The following is a 17985-nucleotide window of genomic DNA, read 5'->3' on the forward strand; positions in this document are numbered from 1 at the left end:
CTGTCGGAGCTCGACGACGTGGGAGACGATGCCCACGACGCGTCCGCCGTCGCGCAGGGCGTCGAGGACGTCGAGGACCTCGTCGAGGGTGCCCTCGTCGTCGAGGGAGCCGAAGCCCTCGTCGACGAAGAGGGTCTCGAGGCGGGCGCCGCCGGCGTCGGCGGAGACGACGTCGGCGAGGCCGAGGGCCAGGGCGAGGGAGGCGATGAAGGTCTCGCCGCCGGAGAGGGAGGACGGGGGGCGGGTGCGGCCGGTCCAGGCGTCGACGACGCGGAGGTCGAGGCCGCCGCGGCGGTTGCCCTTGGCGGCGTCGTCGGCGTGCTCGAGGGAGAAGCGCCCGCCGGACATCTGCTGAAGGCGGGTGGTGGCGGCGGCGGCGACCTCCTCGAGGCGGGCGGCGAGGACGTAGGCGCTGAGGCGCATCCGCAGGCGGTTGCTGGCGCTCGTGCCGTTGGCGAGGTCGGCGACCTCGCGCACGAGGGAGAGGGTCTCGCGGGCGGGGCGGGCCGCGGCGAGGGCTGACTCGAGGCGGCCGCGCAGCTCGCCGAGGTGGCGGTGGCGGCGCTCGGTCGCGGCGGCGAGGCGCTCGGCGTCGCTGGCGTGCGCGACGGCTTCCTTCTCGACGCGCGTCAGGGCGGGGAGGTCGGGTGCGTCCTTCTTCGAGGCTTCGACGAGCTCGGGGGCGGCGGCTGCGGTGCGGCGCTCGACGAGGCCGGCGTCCCACGCGGCGATCCTCTGCTCGAGGGCGGCGGCGTCCTCGGCGGGGAGGAGCGCCGCCTGGGCAGCCTCGACGCTGTCGAAGCCGGCCTCGCGCGCGGCGCGCTTGGCGGCGCCGTGCGCGCGGTTGCGCTCGGCGGAGCAGCGCTCGGCGACCTCGACGGCGTCGGCGGCGGCGTCGGCGCGGTCGGCGCCGGCGACGAGGTGGGCGACGAGCTCGGCGACGCTGGCGTGCGGGCCGCGGGCCTCGGTGAGCGCGCGCTCCTCGTCGGCGAGGGTGGCGGCGCGGGTCCTGGCCTGGGCCTCGGCCTGCGCCTTGGCGACCTCGGCGTCGCGGCGGGCCGTGGTGCGGGCCTCGAGCTCGGTGTCGAGCTTGGCCATCTCGGCGGCGAGGGCGTCGGCGTTGACGGCGCGGGCCTCCGCCTGGGCGAGGGCCTGCGCAGCGGCGGCGTGGGCAGCGGCGAGCTTCTCGATCGGCGCGTCGCTCGCGACCTCGCGGGCGGCGGCGAGCTGGGCGCGGAGCTCTGCGAGCGCCTTGTCCGTGGCCTCGCGACGGCGCTCGGCGGCGTCGACCGCCTCGGCGGCGCGGCGCTCGGCCGCCTCGTCGGGCAGCGACGCGAGGTCGAGGTCCGGGTCGCCGGCAGCAGGGAGGTGGGCGGGAGACGGGTGCTCGACGGCGCCGCAGACCGGGCACGGCCCGCCCTCGACGAGCTGCGCGGCCAGGGTCGCGGCCATCCCGTCGAGGCGGCGGCGCTGGACGTCGACCAGCGCCTCGCGCGCGGTGAGGTGCGCCTCCCGAGCGGCGGTGGCGTCCGACTCGGCGGTCTCGACCTCACGGACGAGGCGGTCGCGGTCCTGCCCGCGCCTGGCGCGCAGCTGAGCGGCGGCCAGGGACTCGCGGAGGCCGGGCACGACGGCGGCGGCCTCGCGGGCGGCCTCGGCGTCGGCGGCGAGCCGGCGGCGGCGCTCGTCGAGCTCGTGGACCGCGGCGGTGTGCTCCTCGCAGGCGCGCGAGGCCTTGGCCGCGTCGGCGGCGAGCTGCTCGACCTCGCGCTTGGCGCTGGCCAGCGCCTCCTCGCGGTCGAGCAGCGCCTGGACCTCGCCGGCCCGGGTCCGCATGCGGCCGGCGGTGCGCCGCAGCGACCCGGCGACCCCGCCGCCGTCGTCGAAGAGGCGCAGCTCGCTCGTCTGGCCGGTGGCGGGGGCCTCGCGGCGGGCGGCCTCGGCGGCGGCGTCGGCCTCGCTCGAGGCGGCGTCGCGCTCGGCCAGCGCGCTGATGAGCGGGGCGGCAGGGACGGCGGCGCGGGCGAGGCGCAGCTCCTCGGCGGCGGCGTCGCGCGCCTCGCGGCGGGACTCCCAGGCGTCGAGCGCCTCGACGGCGGCCTGGTGCGCGGCCTGGCGGCGGGCGAGCTCGGTGCCGGCGGCCAGGGCGGCGGTCGCCTGCTCGCGCGCCTCCGTCGCGAGCTTGCAGCCCTCGGCCGCGGTGGTCGCCGACGCCTCGGCGACGACGAGCTGTTCCTCGAGCCACGAGCCGACGACGCCCAGGTCGCTCTCCCAGTCCTCCGGCGGCTCCTCGCCGGCCTCCTGGGCGACGCGGGCGACGACGTCGCGCACGACGCGCAGCGCCTCGCCGTAGGCGCTCTCGGCGTCGCGCCGGCGGCGCTTGAGCCACTCCTCGACCTCGGCGAAGCGCCCGACGTCGAAGAGCTCGCGCAGGAGCGCCTCACGCTCGGTGCTGTCGGCGCGCAGGAAGCGGGCGAAGCCGCCCTGGGGCAGGAGCACGACCTGACAGAACTGGTCGCGGGTCATGCCGAGCAGCGCGCCGAGCTCGTGCTCGGCCTCGCCGTGCCTCGTCGCCAGGACGCGCTCGCCGCCGTCGGGGTCGACCGCCCAGACGGTGACGCGATGCGCCTCGCGCGTCATCCCCTCGCCGCGGACCTTCGGGCGCTCCTGCTCGGGGGCGCGCAGGACGCGGATGCGCTGGCCGCGCAGCGTCGCCTCGAGCTCGACCTCGGTCAGGACGTCGGGCGTCGCGTGGTCGGAGCGCAGGCTGGTGCCGCCCTCGCGCACGCCGGGCACCGCGCCGTAGAGCGCGAAGCAGACCGCGTCGAGCAGCGACGTCTTGCCCGCGCCGGTCGGGCCCTGCAGCAGGAACAGCCCGGCCTCGCCGAGCGCGTCGAAGTCGACCTCCTCCTCGCCCGGGAACGCCAGGAACGCCTGGAGCCGCAGCCGGTGCAGGCGCACCTACGCCGCGACCTCCGCGACGCGCCCCGCGGTGAGGGCGTCGCCGAGCAGCGCGAGCTCGGCCTCGGAGGCCTCGACGCCGCGGACGTCCTGCACGAAGCGCGCCACGAGCTCGGCGTCGTCGAGGCCGCGCAGGCGCGCGGCATACGAGCCGCCGGGGGCGTCGAGCGCCCCCTGCGGGTCGAAGGCGAGCACGACGGCGTGGGGGAAGCGGCGGCGCAGGCGCTCCATCGCGTCGGCGGGACGGGCGGGGTCGGTCAGCGTCGCCTGGACCCACGCGCCCTCGTGGACGTCGAGCGCCGCGTCGGTCAGCAGCTCGTCGAGGGTGCCGCGGATCGTCGCGAGCGGGCGCAGGACCGGGCAGGCGAGGAGCTCGACCTCGGGCGCGGCGCCGGCGCGCACGTCGACGACCGCGAGCGACTTCGTCTGGCCGGCCTCGGAGAAGGAGAAGGCCACGGGGGAGCCGGCGTAGCGGCCGGTCGACCCGACGCGCTGCGGCGCGTGGAGGTGGCCGAGGGCGACGTAGGACGCGCCCTCGAAGGTCGACAGCGGGACGGACGCGGCGCCGCCGACGGCGAGGTCGCGCTCAGAGGCCGACTCGAGCGCGCCCGCGACGAACGCATGGGCCAGGGCGATGGAAGGACCGTCGAAGGCGCGGGCGGCGAGGTCGGCGCGCACGTGGTCCATCGCGGCCCGCAGCACGGGGCCGTGGCCGCGCCCCTCGGCGCCGACCACGTCGCGCGCGACGTCCGGCTCGAGGTAGGGCAGCGCGTAGACGAGGCCGTCGCCGACCGCGATCGGCTCGCGCACGCGCGCGGGATCCGTGCGCACGTGCAGCCCCGCGCCCTCGAGCAGCCCCGAGCCGAAGCCCAGGCGCGGGCCCGAGTCGTGGTTGCCGGAGATGAGGACGACCGGGCACACCTCGACGAGCCGGCGCAGCGCCTCGTCGGCGAGGCGCACGGCGTCGACGGGCGGCAGCGCGCGGTCGAACAGGTCGCCGGCGAGCAGGACCGCGTCGACACACGAGGTCCGCGCGACCTCCACCACGTGGTCCACGACCGCCGCTTGGGCGTCCAGCAGCGACTCCCCGTGGAAGGGCCGGCCGAGGTGCCAGTCAGCGGTGTGCAGGACGCGCATCGGGCCCCCGAATGTGCCGCGTGAGGCGGACGGAACGGGTGGCGTCTTGCAGGGACTTGGCGCGTCGTGGGCCGAGGTGTGACCGTTCGAGCATCACAGGGATGCTCGAACGGTCACACCTCCGCCCGAGCGCCCCGCGCCTGCCCGCGGGCGCGCCCCGAGCGCCCTACGCGTCCCAGGACTTCAGGAACGCCAGCGGGTCCACCGGCTTGCCGCCCGTGTACCACCCCGGCGCCGTCCACATCTCGTAGTGCAGGTGGCAGCCGTCGGCGTCGCCGGTGTCACCGACCTCGCCGACCGGGTCGCCGGTCCGCACCGGAGCGCCCTTCTTCAGCGGCGAAGGACGGCGCATGTGCATGTAGGCGTGGTCGTAGCCGTCGGTGCCCGCGATGACGACGTAGTTGCCGGCGTTGCCCTGGAACGCGACGTGCTTGACGGTCCCGCCCGTCGACGCCACCAACGGCGTGCCGCAGGCGGCGAAGACGTCCTGGCCCTCGTGCGAGTGGCCGTTGCGGGCGGCGCCGAAGCGGGCGATGCCCTCGCCGTAGGTGTGCGGCCCGGCGATCGGGAAGCGGTGCGAGACGAGGTAGAAGCCCGAGCGCGCTCGCGGCCCGCTGCCGGACGCCGCGGACGAGGCGGCCGAGCGCGGCGCTGCGCCGCCGTCACCGCCGGCGGCCATGACGAAGAAGTCGTAGCGGCCCTCGGGGGCGGGCTTGCCGTCGACGGTGCCGTCCCAGTCGACGGACCCGACGGTGCCCGGCGCGAGGATCCCCGGCGTCCAGGAGGCGATCGGCGCGGACTGGCCGAAGGGCACGACCGCCACGGCGACCGCGGCGGGCGTCGAGCCGCCGACGAAGAAGGACACCGACGCCTTGTCCGCGCCGCCGATGAACACCCGCTTGCGGTCCACGCGCGCCTGCAGGCGCGGCAGCGACTTCGGGGCCGCCGCGACGACGCGCAGCCGCACCCGCGAGACGCGACCGCGCAGGCCCTCCGCAGAGACGAAGCGCACCGGCCCCGTGCGCGCACGCGCGGGGACGACGGCGTCCACGAACCCGGGACCGCTGCCGGCGACCGGGGCCGACGTGTCGTCGCGTTCGCCACGCCCGCCGAGGAAGACGACCTTGCGGATGCCCGCGACGCTCTCGCCGGTCAGCCGCACGGTCGACCCGCGCCGCGCCCGGTCGAGCCCCGCGCACGCGGTGCGACACACGACGCCCGACGGGGCGGAGGGCGCCACGGTCGGGGCGGCACCACCACCGGCGGCGAGCGTCGGCGCCGGCGACTGGGCCCCAGCAGGCCCGGCCCCGGCGAGGAACGGCACACAGGCGGAAGCGACCGCGAAGGCGGCCACGCGCGCAAGGGGTGTCGGAATGCCCGTCAAGCTCCTCGTGAACGGCCTACGGGGTTAGCTGACGGGCTCGCGCGGTCGAGTTCCGCGCTACCGGCCTTCCTGGCCGGATTCGCCCCAAGGAGGACAGGGCCTCCCCAGTGGTTCCCCCGCTCCCGACGACCACGGCGGCATGGGTCGTCCGGACTCGGCGTACGTCTGTGGCGCGAGAACCTAGCACCGGGTTCCGACACGGACATCCCTTCGCCCGCGAACCAGTGCGTCAGTCTCCGCAAAGACCGCCGAACGGCCGCCCACGACGACCCACGCGCAGCGAGGACCCCGAGGCCCATGGGACCGAGGTTCGGTGTGCGGCGGCGATGCCCTACACTGCACCGCCGGCCGCACGACTTCGTGCGCCGCACCCCTGCCCGCCGGTCGCCCTCTGGCGCCCGGGCCACAGAAGAGCTTCGAGCCGTGAAGACCTACGTCGCCAATCCTGAGACCCGCGAGCGCAACTGGCTCGTCGTCGACGCCACCGGGCAGACGCTCGGCCGCCTCGCGACGCAGATCGCCGACGCTCTGCGTGGCAAGCGCAAGCCCGAGTACACGCCCCACGTCGACACGGGGGACTTCGTGATCGTCGTGAACGCCGAGAAGATCTCGGTGTCCGGGTCCAAGCGCACCGAGAAGATCTACTACCGGCACTCCGGCTTCCCGGGCGGCCTCAAGGAGCGCACGCTCGCCGAGATGCTCGAGCGGCGCCCCGAGGAGGTCATCCGCCTCGCGGTCAAGGGGATGCTGCCCAAGAACCGCCTCGCGCGCAAGCAGCTCACCAAGCTCAAGGTCTACGCCGGCCCCGAGCATCCGCACGCCGCGCAGCAGCCCGTTCCGATGGAGGTCCAGTCCTAGCCATGAGCGACGAGACGCCGCAGCCCGACGAGCAGCAGGAGGCCCTCGAGGCCGCTGCCGCCAACGAGGTCCCGCAGCCCGACGCCGACGCCACCCCCGAGGCCCCGGCCGCCGACGAGGCGCCGGCCACGGAGGACGCACCCGTCGCCGAGGTCCCCGCCGCCGAGGGCGAGCCGATCACGCCGTCGGCCGCCGGCATCGAGCACGAGGACGAGGCCGACACCGAGGACGACGAGGAGCCCGCCGCGCCGCGCGTCAAGCCGGCCATCCCGGGCGCCGACCTCGAGGTCGACATCGTCCTGGACGAGACCACCGAGCGCGACCCGTACGCGCTCGACGACGACGACGAGCCCGTCGCCGAGGGCGACGAGGACGAGGACGAGGTCGCCGACGAGCCGATCGCGGCCGTCTCGATCGACCTGGCCGCCGACGCGCGCTACCGCGCGACCGGCAAGCGCAAGTCGGGCGTCGCCCGCGTGACGCTGAAGCCCGGCACTGGCGCCTACACGGTCAACGGCAAGGACCTCAACGACTACTTCCCGCGCGAGACGCTGCAGCGGACGATCCGCCAGCCGCTGGAGACCGTCGGCTACGAGGACCGCCTCGACGTCGTCGCCCGCATCCACGGTGGTGGCGTCGCCGCCCAGGCCGGTGCCCTGCGCCACGGCATCTCCCGCGCGCTGCTGGAGGCCGACCCGAACCTGCGCCTCGAGCTCAAGCGCCGCGGCTTCCTCACGCGTGACGCGCGCGTGAAGGAGCGCAAGAAGGCCGGCCTCAAGAAGGCCCGCAAGCGGCCGCAGTTCTCGAAGCGCTAGTCCGACAGACGGAGCCTCCGATCTCCCGGAAGCTCTTCGGGACCGACGGCGTCCGGGGCGTCGCCGGCGAGCTGCTCACCGCAGAGCTCGCCGTCGCCCTGGGCCGCGCCGCCTGCGAGGTCCTGCCGGCGCCCGCGCCGCGCATGCTCGTCCTGCGCGACACGCGCGAGTCGGGCCAGATGCTCGAGGCGGCGCTCGCCGCCGGTGCCGCGTCGGCCGGCGCCGAGGTCCTCCTCGGCGGCGTCCTGCCGACCCCGGCCGCGCCGCTGCTGCTCGGCCGCTACGGGTTCGACCTCGCCGCGGTCATCTCCGCGTCGCACAACCCGTACCGCGACAACGGCATCAAGCTCTTCGGCGCGGACGGCTTCAAGCTCTCCGACGAGGCCGAGGCCGCCATCGAGGCCCACATGGCGCAGGCGCCGGGCCCCGCGACGAGCATCGGCCGGATCCGCCAGCTGCACGGCACGCTCGAGGACTACCTGCGCGAGCTCGGCGCGCGCTTCAGCGACCTCGACCTGACCGGCGCGAACGTCCTGCTGGACTGCGCCAACGGCGCGACCTACCAGGCCGCGCCGGAGGTCTTCCGGCGCCTCGGGGCCGACGTCACCGTCGTCGCCGACACGCCCGACGGGCGCAACATCAACGACGGCTGCGGGTCCACCCACGTCGAAGCGCTGGCCGAGCAGGTCGTCGCCGGCGGCCACGACCTGGGCTTCGCCTTCGACGGCGACGGCGACCGCGTCCTGGCCGTCGACCGCACCGGCGCGGTCGTCGACGGCGACGAGCTCATCGCCCTGGCCACGCTGCACCTGCGCCAGACCGGCCGCCTGGCCGGCAACGGCGTCGCCGTGACGGTCATGACGAACTACGGCTTCCACGCGGCGATGCGCGAGGCCGGCGTCGAGGTCGCGATCACGAGCGTCGGCGACCGCTACGTGCTCGAGGAGCTGCGCGCCCGCGGCTGGGCGCTGGGCGGCGAGCAGTCCGGCCACATCATCGACATGGGCTTCGTGCCCAGCGGCGACGGCATCGCCAGCGCGCTGCTGACGATGGAGGCGCTGGCCGGCGGCGACCTCGCGCAGCGCGGCGCGATGGAGAAGCTCCCGCAGCGGCTGGTGAACGTCCCCGTGGGCGACCGCGACGCGGCGATGGCCTCCGGCGAGCTGGCCGAGGCGATCGAGCGCGAGTCCCAGGCCCTCGAGGGCCGCGGCCGCGTCCTCGTGCGCCCCTCGGGGACCGAGCAGCTCGTCCGCGTGATGGTCGAGGCCCCCTCCGCCGAGGAGGCCGACGGCGCGTGTGACCGCCTGGTCAGCGTCGTCCAGGCGGGATCCGCCAGCGCGGCCTCGTAACCTGAAGCGCTCATGTGCGGCATCGTCGGCTACGTCGGGAAGCGCCAGGACGTGCGGGAGCTCCTGCTCGAGGGGCTGCGCCGGCTCGAGTACCGGGGCTACGACTCGGCGGGCATCTCCGTCCTGCAGGGCGGCGACATCAGCGCCGTGCGCGCGGTGGGCAACCTCGACAACCTCGAGCAGGCCGTCCAGGGCGCGCCCGACGGCGAGGGGTGCACCGGCATCGGGCACACGCGCTGGGCGACCCACGGGCGGGTCAACGAGGAGAACGCCCACCCGCACTTCGACACGCAGGACCGCGTCCACGTCGTGGTCAACGGCATCGTCGAGAACTACCTGCCGCTCAAGCGCCGCCTGGCCCAGGAGGGCGCGAGGTTCACGAGCGAGACCGACGCCGAGGTCATCGCGCACCTCGTCGCCCACCACCTCGGCGACGGCGCCGACACGCTGGCCGAGGCGGTCCGCCGCACGTACCTCGAGCTCCAGGGCCACTTCGCCTTCGTCGCGATGGCCAAGGACGACCCCGAGACGCTCGTCGGCGCCCGCAAGGAGTGCCCGCTGGTCGTCGGCATCGGCGAGGGCGAGACGTTCCTGGGCTCTGCGATCCCCGCCTTCCTCGAGCACACGAAGAACGTCCAGTACATCGAGAACGGCGAGCTGGTCGTCGTCACGCCGGAGGGCGCGCGGTTCCTGACGCCGGAGGGCGAGCAGCTGGACCGCGACGTCGTCGAGATCTCCTGGGACGAGGAGGCCGCCGAGAAGGGCGGCTACGAGACGTTCATGCTCAAGGAGATCTACGAGCAGGCCGACGCGGTCGCCGAGACGATCGCCGACCGCGCGGTGCGCGACGACGGCGTCGACCTCGACGACGAGGGCATGCTCGACGAGGCGGTCCTGCGCGACGCCAAGCGGATCATCGTCCTGGGCTGTGGCACCTCGTACCACGCGGGGCTCATCGGCTCCTACGCGATGGAGCAGTGGGCGCGGATGCCGATCGGCGTCGACGTCGCCTCGGAGTACCGCTACCGCGACCCGGTGGTCGGGCCGGGCGACCTGGTCATCGGCATCACGCAGTCGGGGGAGACGGCCGACACGCTGGCCGCGATGCGCATCGCCAAGGAGCGCGGCGCGACGATCCTCGCGATCACCAACGTCCGCGGCTCGCAGGCCACGCGCGACGCCGACGGCGTGCTGTTCACCCGCGCGGGGCTCGAGGTCTCGGTCGCCGCCACGAAGACCTTCGTCTGCCAGGTGGCGGCCATGTACCTCCTCGGGCTGAAGCTCGCCGAGGTCCGCGGGACGCTCGAGCCCGAGCGCCTGCGCGAGCTCGTCGCCGGCCTCAAGCGCCTGCCGCACGACATCGACGTGCTGCTGCAGACCCTCGACGTCGAGGAGATCGCCCAGGCGCACTTCGAGAAGGAGTTCTTCCTCTACATCGGGCGCCACGTCGGGCTGTCGGTCGCGCTCGAGGGCGCGCTGAAGCTCAAGGAGATCTCCTACATCTCCTGCGACGCCTACGCGGCGGGCGAGATGAAGCACGGGCCGATCGCCCTGCTCGACGAGTCCACGCCGGTCGTCGCCGTCGCGACCGACTCGCCGATCCTGGACAAGATGGTCTCCAACATGCAGGAGGTCCGAGCCCGCGGGGCGCACGTCATCGCGGTGGCGGCCGAGGGCAACCCGGAGGTCGGCGAGCACGCGGCCGACGTCATCCGGGTCCCGTCGACCGACTGGATGCTCCAGCCGCTGCTGGCCGTCATCCCGCTGCAGGTGCTGGCCTACCGCGTCGCACGGCTGCGCGGCCTCAACGTGGACCAGCCCCGCAACCTGGCGAAGACCGTCACCGTCGAGTAGCCGTGTCGCTCCCGCCGTGGCTCGAGCCGCTGCCGGACGCCGCGCAGATGCGCGAGACCGACCGGTGGGCGATCGAGGAGCGGGGGATCCCGGGCACGCAGCTCATGGAGCGCGCCGGGACGGCGCTGGCCGACGGCGTGGCGCGCTGCGCCGCGGGCGGCCGGGTGGCGGTCGTCTGCGGCGGGGGCAACAACGGCGGCGACGGCTACGTCGCCGCGCGGGTGCTCGCCGAGCGCGGCCGCGAGGTCGTGCTGCTGGCCGCGAAGGACCCCTCGGCCCTGCGCGGGGACGCGGCGTGGGCGGCGGGGACGTGGGACGGGCCGGTGGCGCCGTTCTCGCCCGAGGCGCTCGCCGGCGCGTCGGTCGTCGTCGACTGCCTGCTCGGGACGGGGGTGACCGGCGCCCCGCGTGAGGACGCCGCGGCCGTCATCCGGGCGATGCGGGAGGGCGACGTCCCGGTCGTCGCGTGCGACGTCCCGAGCGGGGTCGACGCGTCGACCGGCGAGGTGGCGGGCGATGCGGTCGACGCGGTGCTCACCGTCACGTTCCACCGCGCGAAGCCCGGGCTGTGGATCGCGCCGGGCAAGCAGCACGCCGGCGAGGTGGAGGTCGTCGGCATCGGCATCCCGGACGGCGCACCGGTCGCCCCGGAGGCCGGGCTGCTGCGCGATGAGGTGCTGGACCTGCACCCGGCGCGCGCGGTCGACGGCACGAAGTTCGCCTCCGGCCACGTGCTCGTCGTCGGCGGCTCGCGCGGGCTGACCGGCGCGCCGTGCCTGGCCGCCTCGGCGGCGATGCGCGCGGGCGCCGGCTACGTCACGGCGTGCGTGCCGGCGTCGCTCGAGCCGATCTTCGAGGTGAAGCTCACCGAGGTCATGACCGCCGCGTTGCCCGACGACGAGGCGGGCGCCCTGCGGGCCGACGCCGCGAGCGGGGCGCTGTCGCGCACCGACCGCGGCGGGGCGCTGGTGCTCGGCCCCGGCCTCGGTCGCGCCGACGGCGCGCTCGCCTGCGCCCGCGAGGTGGCGGCGCGCGCCGAGGTCGCGCTCGTCCTCGACGCCGACGGCCTCAACGCCCACGCCGGCCGGATCGCCGATCTCGCGGCCCGCACCGCGCCGACGATCCTCACGCCCCACGGCGGCGAGCTCGCGCGGCTGCTCGACGTCGACAGCGACGAGGTGCGCGCGCACCGCCTGGCGCTCGTGCGCCGGGCGGCGAAGGAGGCCGGCGCGATCGTCGTCCTCAAGGGCGACGACACGCTGGTCTGCACGCCCGACGGCACGGTCGCCGTCTCGCCCGGCGGCGCGCCGGCGCTGGCCACCGCGGGGACCGGCGACGTGCTGTCCGGCGTGGTCGGCGCGTTCGTCGCCCGCGGCATGGAGCCGTTCGCCGCCGCGTGCGCTGCGGTGCACGTCCACGCCGAGGCCGGGCGGCGCCTGGCGGTCTCGCTGGGCGCCGAGGGCGTCATCGCCGGCGACGTCGTGGACGAGCTCCCGCTCGTCCTGCGCGGGTAGGGTCCCCGGCATGCCATCGGTCTTCGTCCGTGACGTCATGGACCCCGAGCCCGTGACCGTCACGCCGGAGACGGGCGTGGAGGAGGTCTGGCGGCTCATGAAGGACAACGAGCTGCCCGGGCTGCCCGTGGTCAACGAGGGCGGGCGGTGCGTCGGGATCGTCACCGAGGCCGACCTCGTCATCGCCGACGAGGAGGGCGACCTCCACGTCCCGAAGTACATCGAGCTCTTCGGCGGGCTCGTCTTCCTCGAGCCGCTGCGCCAGTTCGAGCGGCGCCTGCGCAAGGCGGCCGCGACGACGGTGGGCGAGCTGATGACCGAGGACCCGGTGACGATCGAGCCCGACGCGACCGTCCGCAAGGCCGCGCGCGTCATCGCCGACCGCCACCACAACCGGCTGCCGGTCGTGGAGCACGGGCGCCTCGTGGGGCTCGTGACGCGCATCGACGTGCTGCGCGCCCTGGCCGACGAGGGGGAGTGACCCCAGCGTCCGGGGCGTCCCGCGCGCTGGCCCGCGTCGACCTCGGGGCGATCGCGGACAACGTCCGGCGGCTGCAGGACGTCGCCGGCGTGCCGGTCTGCGCGGTCGTGAAGGCCGACGCCTACGGCCACGGCGCGGTGCCCGTCGCGCGAGCCGCCCAGGCCGCGGGCGCCGCGTGGCTCGCGGTGTCCACCGCGCGCGAGGCGGCGCAGCTGCGCGCGGCGGGTCTCGAGGGGCGGATCCTCGTCATGGGCGCCCTCGCGCCCGAGGAGGCGCAGGTCGCGCTCGCCGCCCAGGCCGACGTCGTCGTCTGGCACGCGGCGCTGCTCGAGCTGCCGTTCCCGCACGTCCACGTGAAGCTCGACACCGGGATGGGGCGCTTCGGCACCCGCGACGCCGCGCACGCGACGGCGCTGGCACGCCGCCTCGCGCAGGAGGGCCGGCTCGCCGGCCTGATGACCCACTTCGCCACCGCCGACGACCGCGAGGACCCGTTCTTCGACCAGCAGCTCGAGCGCTTCACGGCCTGGGTCGACGGGCTGCGCCCGGAGCTGGCCGACGACCTGGTCGTCCATGCCGCCAACAGCGCCGCGACGCTGCGCGAGCCCGGCGCGCGGTTCGACCTGGTGCGCCCCGGCGTCGCGCTCTACGGGCTGGACCCGTTCGGCGTCGACCCCGACGAGCACGGCCTGCGCCCGGCGCTCGAGCTGACCTCCTGGGTGGCCACGGTCAAGCGCTGCCGGGCGGGGGAGAGCGCCGGCTACGGCCGGCGGTTCGTCGCGCAGCGCGACACCGTCGTCGCGACGGTCCCGATCGGCTACGGCGACGGCTGGCGCCGCGCGCTGACCAACAACGGCGAGGTCCTCGTCCGCGGCCGGCGCGTCCCGATCGCCGGGACGGTCTCCATGGACGCGATCACGCTCGACCTCGGGCCGGAGGGCGGCGCGCGGGTGGGCGACGAGGTCGTCCTCATCGGCACGCGCGACGGCGAGCGCGTCGACGCCGAGGAGGTCGCGCGGCGCCTGGGCACCATCAACTACGAGGTCACCTGCGGGCTGCTGCCGCGGGTCCCGCGCCGCCACGTGGAGGGCGCCGCTTGAGCGCGGCGCTGGACGCCGCGCGCGCGGCGCTGCGCGACGTGCCGGCGTGGGTCGTCGGCGGCGCGGTGCGCGACCGGCTCCTGGGGCGCGACGTGGGCGACGTGGACGTCGTCGTGGACGGCGACGTCCGGCGGGCGGCCCGGCGCGTGGCCCTGGAGGGCGGCGGGCCGGCCTTCGAGCTCAGCGGGACCTTCGGCGCCTGGCGCGTCCTGGCCGGCGACCGCTCGTGGCAGCTCGACGTCATGGCGCTGCAGGGCGCCTCGCTCGAGGACGACCTCGCCCGGCGGGACTTCACCGTCAACGCGATCGCCGAGCCGTTGGAGGGCGGCGAGCTCGTCGACCCCCACGGCGGGACCGCGGACGTCGAGCGCCGGCTGCTGCGGATGGTCTCGCCGCAGGCCTTCGACGACGACCCGCTGCGCGTCCTGCGCCTCGCGCGCTTCGCCTCCGAGCTCGCGCTCGACGTCGACCCGGCCACGCGCGACGCGGCGCGCGAGCGGGCGCCGCGCATCGTCCAGGTCGCCCAGGAGCGCGTCTTCGCCGAGCTCAAGCGGCTCGTCGCGGGCCCTGACCCGGTCGGCGGGCTGGCGCTGCTCGACGAACTCGGGCTGACGGCGTTCGTCCTGCCCGAGCTCGACGGCCTGCGCGGCGTCGCCCAGAACCGCTTCCACCACCGCGACGTCCACGGCCACACGCTCGAGGTCCTCCAGGCGGCTGTGGACCTGGCCGCCGACCCGGGTGCGGTGCTGGGCGACGCGGCGCTGGGCGAGCGCGTCGCGGCCTACCTCGCCGAGCCGCTGGCCGACGAGCTCGACCGCGGCGGCGCGCTGCGCCTCGGCTGCCTGCTGCACGACGCCGCCAAGCCGCAGACGCGCACGGACTTCGGCGAGGGGCGCGTCGGCTTCCCGGGCCACGACGTGCAGGGCGCCGACGTCGCGCGCGAGGCGCTCACCCGGCTGCGCGCCAGCGAGAAGCTGCGCGGCCACGTCGCGGCGCTGGCCCGCCACCACCTCGTCCTCGGCTTCCTCGTGCACGAGATGCCGCTCGGCCCGCGCGAGGTCCATGCCTACCTCGAGCGCACCGCCCCGGTCAGCGCCGACGTGACGCTCCTGACGGTCTGCGACCGGCTCGCCACGCGTGGCGACAACGCGCCGCGGGCGATCGCCAGGCACCTCGAGCTGGCCCGGGTCCTGCTGGCCGCGGCGCTCGACCGCCGCGACGCGGGACGGGTGGCGCCGCTGGTGCGCGGCGACGAGCTCGCGGCCGAGCTCGGCATCGCGCCGGGGCCCGAGCTCGGGCGGCTGCTGCGCGAGCTCGAGGCCGCGCGCTACGCCGGGGAGGTCCGCACGCGCGAGGAGGCCGTCGCCCACGCCCGCCGGGCGCTGGCGGGCGGGTAGGGTCCCGCCTCGTGGCCGACTGCATCTTCTGCGGGATCGTGGCGGGCGACATCCCGGCGACCAAGGTCGCCGAGGACGAGCGCACCGTCGCGTTCATGGACATCAACCCGGCGACGCGGGGACACGCGCTCGTGATCCCCAAGCGGCACGCGACCGACCTCCTCGAGATCAGCCCCGAGGACCTCGCGGCCTGCGCGCAGATGGCCCAGCGGGTGGCGCAGAAGGCCAAGGACGCGCTGGGCGCCGACGGGGTGAACCTCATCAACTCGTGCGGTCCGGACGCGTGGCAGACGGTCTTCCACTTCCACCTGCACGTAATCCCGCGCTACAAGGGCGACCCGCTCAAGCTCCCATGGGTCCCGGGACCGGGGGACATGGACGAGATCAAGGCGGCCGGGGAGGCGCTCGCAGCGTGATCGACATCAGCCAGGACGGGCCGCTGACGGTCCTGACGTTCTCCAACGGCGAGGTCAACCTCTGGGACAAGGCCTTCGGCGACGAGTGGCGTGCCGCCATCGAGCGCCTGGTGGCCGAGCCGCCGCGCGGCCTGCTGATCCGCGCCGAGGGGCGGATCGTCACCGGCGGCGTCGACGTCCACGAGTTCGAGGGGCTCAACCGCGAGACGGGCGGCTCGCTGTGGTCCGAGCTCATCGCGTTCGTGCAGTCCGTCGAGGACCTGCCGTGCCCGACGGTCTTCGCCGCCCACGCGCTCTGCCTGACCTGGGGCTTCGAGATCGCGATGGCCTGCGACCTGCTCGTCGCCAGCGAGAAGGCCAAGTTCGGCCTGGTGGAGAAGGTCGTGGGGATCACGCCGGCGATGGGCGGCACCCAGCGCCTGGCGCTGCGGGCCGGCCCGGCGCGGGCCAAGGAGTTCGTCATGACGGGCGAGCTCTACGACGCGCCGACGCTGCACGGCTGGGGCGCGGTGAACAAGGTCTGGCCGGCGGCGTCCTTCGAGGACGAGGCGCGGGCGTTCGCGCGCTCGCTGGCCGACGGCCCGACGCAGGCCCACGCGGTGACCAAGAAGCTCGTCGACGTCTCGGTCGCCGACGGCGCGCGGGCCGCGGACGCGCTCGTGCCCGAGCTCTGCGGCGGCCTGTTCGACACCGAGGACGCGCAGAACGCCATCGCCTCGTTCCTGCGCGACGGGCCGGGCAAGGCCACGTACGTCGGCCGCTAGACACGCCGCAGAGCAGCTGCGACACCTGTCGAAGCGGCGGACGTCTGCACGCGCGCGACCGCATCGAATCCGGCCGTACGTGTTGAATGGTGCGTGATGCATCGCCCCATCTCCGTCGCCCTCGCCGTGGCCGCAGGCTCCCTGGCCGTGCCCGCGAGCGCCTCGGCCATGCTCGCGGACATCGGCACGAACGCCGGGACCGCGACCCCCAGCTGCCCTGCCCGACCCTGCCTCGCGGTGAGCCGCACGACCGGCTACCAGGCGAAGGTCGGCACGACCCGCGGCCTCATGACCGTGCCCAACGACGGGCGCCTGGTCTCCTGGTCGCTCACGCTCTCCAAGCCCAACGCCGAGCAGGTCAAGTTCTTCAACGACAAGCTCGGCGGCGAGCCCACGGCGCAGGTCACCGTCCTGCAGCCCCGCGGCAAGCTGCGCTACAAGATCATCTCCAACGGCGAGCCCCAGAAGCTCACGCCGTACTTCGGCCAGACCGTGGAGTTCCCGCTCGAGCGCACCCTGCGCGTGCGCAAGGGCTGGGTCATCGGCGTCACCGTCCCGACGTGGGCCCCGGCCCTCGCCGTCAACCTCGGCGGCGACACCTCCTGGCGCGCGGCCCGCGCCAAGGGGGAGTGCGACGACTCCCAGGAGCAGACGGCCGCCAAGTCGGGCTCGACGCCGCAGTTCTACTGCCTCTACCGCACGGCCCGCCTCGCCTACTCGGCGCGCGTCATCACGACGCCGACGGCGACGAAGGACCTGCCGGCCGGCGGCGACGACAACGCGAACGGCTAGCTGCGGGCGGCGGGCGCCGGAGGCGCGGCGCATGAGCTGCCGCGCCGCTGAGGGGCTCGTGCCCGCGGCGCTGCTCGCCCTCGCCCTCGCCCTCGCCCCGTCGGCGGCCGGGGCGACGGTGAGCGCGTCCGAGCCGATCGACAAGTACGACAACCCCCGCACCGTCTTCGAGGCGGCGGCAGGGGAGGTCAACGACGTGATCGTCAGTACCTCGGGCACCGCGGTCCTCTTCGAAGACCGTCGCGCGACGGTGATCGCGGGTGAGGGCTGCGTGCAGCTCGACGCGCACCGCGCAAGCTGCCCAGCGCTGAGCACCCCGAGCGTCCAGCTCGGTGACGGCGACGACGTCGCCGCCGTCGTTGCCGGGACGATGTCGGTCTTCGGGGACACCGGCGCGGACGTGCTTCTGGGCGGCGCCGGACAGGACCAGCTCGACGCCGGTCCAGGCGCCGACGTCGTCCGGGCGGGCGGAGGCGACGACCTGCTGCTGACGACCGGCGAGGCGCCGGACGACCTCGACGGCGGAGTGGGGACCGACGTGCTCCAGCTCGTGGGTGGACCGATGCGCCTCGACCTGCGCGCCATGACGCTCCAGACCACCTCCGTGCTGACCAGGGTCACCGGTGTGGAGTCGGCCATCGGCGGCAGTCCGGGCTCCCAGGTGCTGCTCACCGACGACGACGACCGGGTGTGCTGCCTGGCCCCGGCCATCGTGCTGGATGGCCGCGCGGGCGACGACCGGCTCGAGGGCGCGGGAACGCTGGTGGGTGGCGCGGGCGACGACGAGGTCGAGGCGTCAGGCCCGGGGACGGTGGACTGCGGGCCTGGCGACGACGTGGTGGAGCGCGTCCACGCGCAGGCGCTCGTCGGGCGCTCGTGCGAGCGGGTGCGGGGCAAGGTGGACATCCGGCTCCCGGTGCTCCGCGCTCGGGGCGGGCGCGTCGCGGTGCGTCTCGCGTGCCCGCGCCGGGACGGCAGGACGCCCTGTCTCTACCGGGTGCGCGCCGGAGGGCCGACGGTCGCACTGCGCATCCCGGCAGGCCGCCGCGCCACGGCGCGGGTGCGCGCTCGACCGCGGCCCACCGAGGTCCCGCTTGACGTGCGCGTCCACCACGGCGAGTGGACGTCGGTCGTGCGCTTCCGCGCCGCGCTCTGACGCGCGG

General features: G+C 75.6%; 15 protein-coding genes and 1 riboswitch. Of the genes, 12 read left to right on the forward strand and 3 right to left on the reverse strand.

Annotated features, from left to right (window positions below):
* The 3 genes from JUB12_RS00005 to JUB12_RS00015 all read right to left on the reverse strand — a co-directional run.
* The coding region (locus JUB12_RS00005; RefSeq protein ID WP_205697563.1) for an AAA family ATPase at positions 1-2961 on the reverse strand (2961 nt) is incomplete at its 3' end.
* Entirely contained in the window at positions 2962-4098 is a 1137-nt protein-coding gene (locus JUB12_RS00010) for an exonuclease SbcCD subunit D (protein WP_205697564.1), read from the reverse strand. It lies immediately after the preceding gene.
* 166 nt (positions 4099-4264) lie between these two features.
* Positions 4265-5338, reverse strand: a complete 1074-nt coding sequence (locus JUB12_RS00015; RefSeq protein WP_205697565.1) for a M23 family metallopeptidase — start codon at positions 5336-5338, stop codon at positions 4265-4267.
* Between the two features lie 141 nt (positions 5339-5479).
* A riboswitch (cyclic di-AMP (ydaO/yuaA leader) is annotated at positions 5480-5652 on the reverse strand.
* 253 nt (positions 5653-5905) lie between these two features.
* On the opposite strand from JUB12_RS00015, the gene rplM reads away from it, so the two are divergent.
* The 12 genes from rplM to JUB12_RS00075 all read left to right on the forward strand — a co-directional run bounded on the left by rplM (position 5906) and on the right by JUB12_RS00075 (position 17978).
* A complete protein-coding gene (rplM, locus tag JUB12_RS00020) occupies positions 5906-6340 on the forward strand; it encodes a 50S ribosomal protein L13 (protein WP_241004360.1) in 435 nt (144 codons plus the stop codon).
* Positions 6341-6342: 2 nt separating this feature from the next.
* Positions 6343-7155: a 30S ribosomal protein S9 gene (gene rpsI, locus JUB12_RS22295; RefSeq protein WP_205697567.1), complete on the forward strand. Its 813-nt coding sequence runs from the start codon at positions 6343-6345 to the stop codon at positions 7153-7155.
* A gap of 20 nt (positions 7156-7175) precedes the next feature.
* Positions 7176-8504 (forward strand): phosphoglucosamine mutase, encoded by a 1329-nt coding sequence (gene glmM, locus JUB12_RS00030; protein WP_205699659.1) that lies wholly within the window; start codon positions 7176-7178, stop codon positions 8502-8504.
* Positions 8505-8516: 12 nt separating this feature from the next.
* The gene (gene glmS / locus JUB12_RS00035) at positions 8517-10358 is read left to right on the forward strand and encodes a glutamine--fructose-6-phosphate transaminase (isomerizing) (protein WP_205697568.1); all 1842 of its coding nucleotides are present in this window, start codon (positions 8517-8519) and stop codon (positions 10356-10358) included.
* Positions 10359-10360: 2 nt separating this feature from the next.
* Positions 10361-11872 carry an NAD(P)H-hydrate dehydratase gene (locus JUB12_RS00040; RefSeq protein WP_205697569.1) on the forward strand — a complete coding sequence of 504 codons (1512 nt, stop codon included), beginning with the start codon at positions 10361-10363 and terminating at the stop codon, positions 11870-11872.
* Positions 11873-11882: 10 nt separating this feature from the next.
* On the forward strand, positions 11883-12353 hold the full coding sequence (locus tag JUB12_RS00045) for a CBS domain-containing protein (RefSeq protein ID WP_205697570.1): 471 nt from the start codon (positions 11883-11885) through the stop codon (positions 12351-12353).
* Positions 12350-13453: an alanine racemase gene (gene alr / locus JUB12_RS00050; RefSeq protein WP_205697571.1), complete on the forward strand. Its 1104-nt coding sequence runs from the start codon at positions 12350-12352 to the stop codon at positions 13451-13453. The genes JUB12_RS00045 and alr overlap by 4 nt, the downstream gene beginning before the upstream one ends.
* On the forward strand, positions 13450-14850 hold the full coding sequence (locus tag JUB12_RS00055; protein ID WP_205697572.1) for an HD domain-containing protein: 1401 nt from the start codon (positions 13450-13452) through the stop codon (positions 14848-14850). The genes alr and JUB12_RS00055 overlap by 4 nt, the downstream gene beginning before the upstream one ends.
* Before the next feature lie 11 nt (positions 14851-14861).
* Positions 14862-15266, forward strand: coding sequence for an HIT family protein (locus JUB12_RS00060; RefSeq protein ID WP_205697573.1), 405 nt, complete (start codon positions 14862-14864; stop codon positions 15264-15266).
* A complete protein-coding gene (locus JUB12_RS00065; protein WP_241004361.1) occupies positions 15263-16030 on the forward strand; it encodes an enoyl-CoA hydratase/isomerase family protein in 768 nt (255 codons plus the stop codon). The genes JUB12_RS00060 and JUB12_RS00065 overlap by 4 nt, the downstream gene beginning before the upstream one ends.
* A 237-nt stretch (positions 16031-16267) precedes the next feature.
* Positions 16268-16822, forward strand: a complete 555-nt coding sequence (locus JUB12_RS00070) for a hypothetical protein (RefSeq protein WP_205697575.1) — start codon at positions 16268-16270, stop codon at positions 16820-16822.
* 31 nt (positions 16823-16853) lie between these two features.
* Positions 16854-17978, forward strand: coding sequence for a calcium-binding protein (locus JUB12_RS00075; protein ID WP_205697576.1), 1125 nt, complete (start codon positions 16854-16856; stop codon positions 17976-17978).
* Positions 17979-17985 lie beyond the last annotated feature (7 nt).

This window comes from Conexibacter sp. SYSU D00693 (assembly GCF_017084525.1).
Lineage (GTDB): Bacteria > Actinomycetota > Thermoleophilia > Solirubrobacterales > Solirubrobacteraceae > Baekduia.

What these genes read in the sequence shown, in the direction of transcription:
- JUB12_RS00010 (WP_205697564.1), bottom strand. Translation starts at nt 4,098, where the DNA reads ATGCGCGTCCTGCACACCGCTGACTGGCACCTCGGCCGGCCCTTCCAC.
- rpsI (WP_205697567.1), top strand. Translation starts at nt 6,343, where the DNA reads ATGAGCGACGAGACGCCGCAGCCCGACGAGCAGCAGGAGGCCCTCGAG.
- glmS (WP_205697568.1), top strand. Translation starts at nt 8,517, where the DNA reads ATGTGCGGCATCGTCGGCTACGTCGGGAAGCGCCAGGACGTGCGGGAG.
- JUB12_RS00045 (WP_205697570.1), top strand. Translation starts at nt 11,883, where the DNA reads ATGCCATCGGTCTTCGTCCGTGACGTCATGGACCCCGAGCCCGTGACC.
- JUB12_RS00075 (WP_205697576.1), top strand. Translation starts at nt 16,854, where the DNA reads ATGAGCTGCCGCGCCGCTGAGGGGCTCGTGCCCGCGGCGCTGCTCGCC.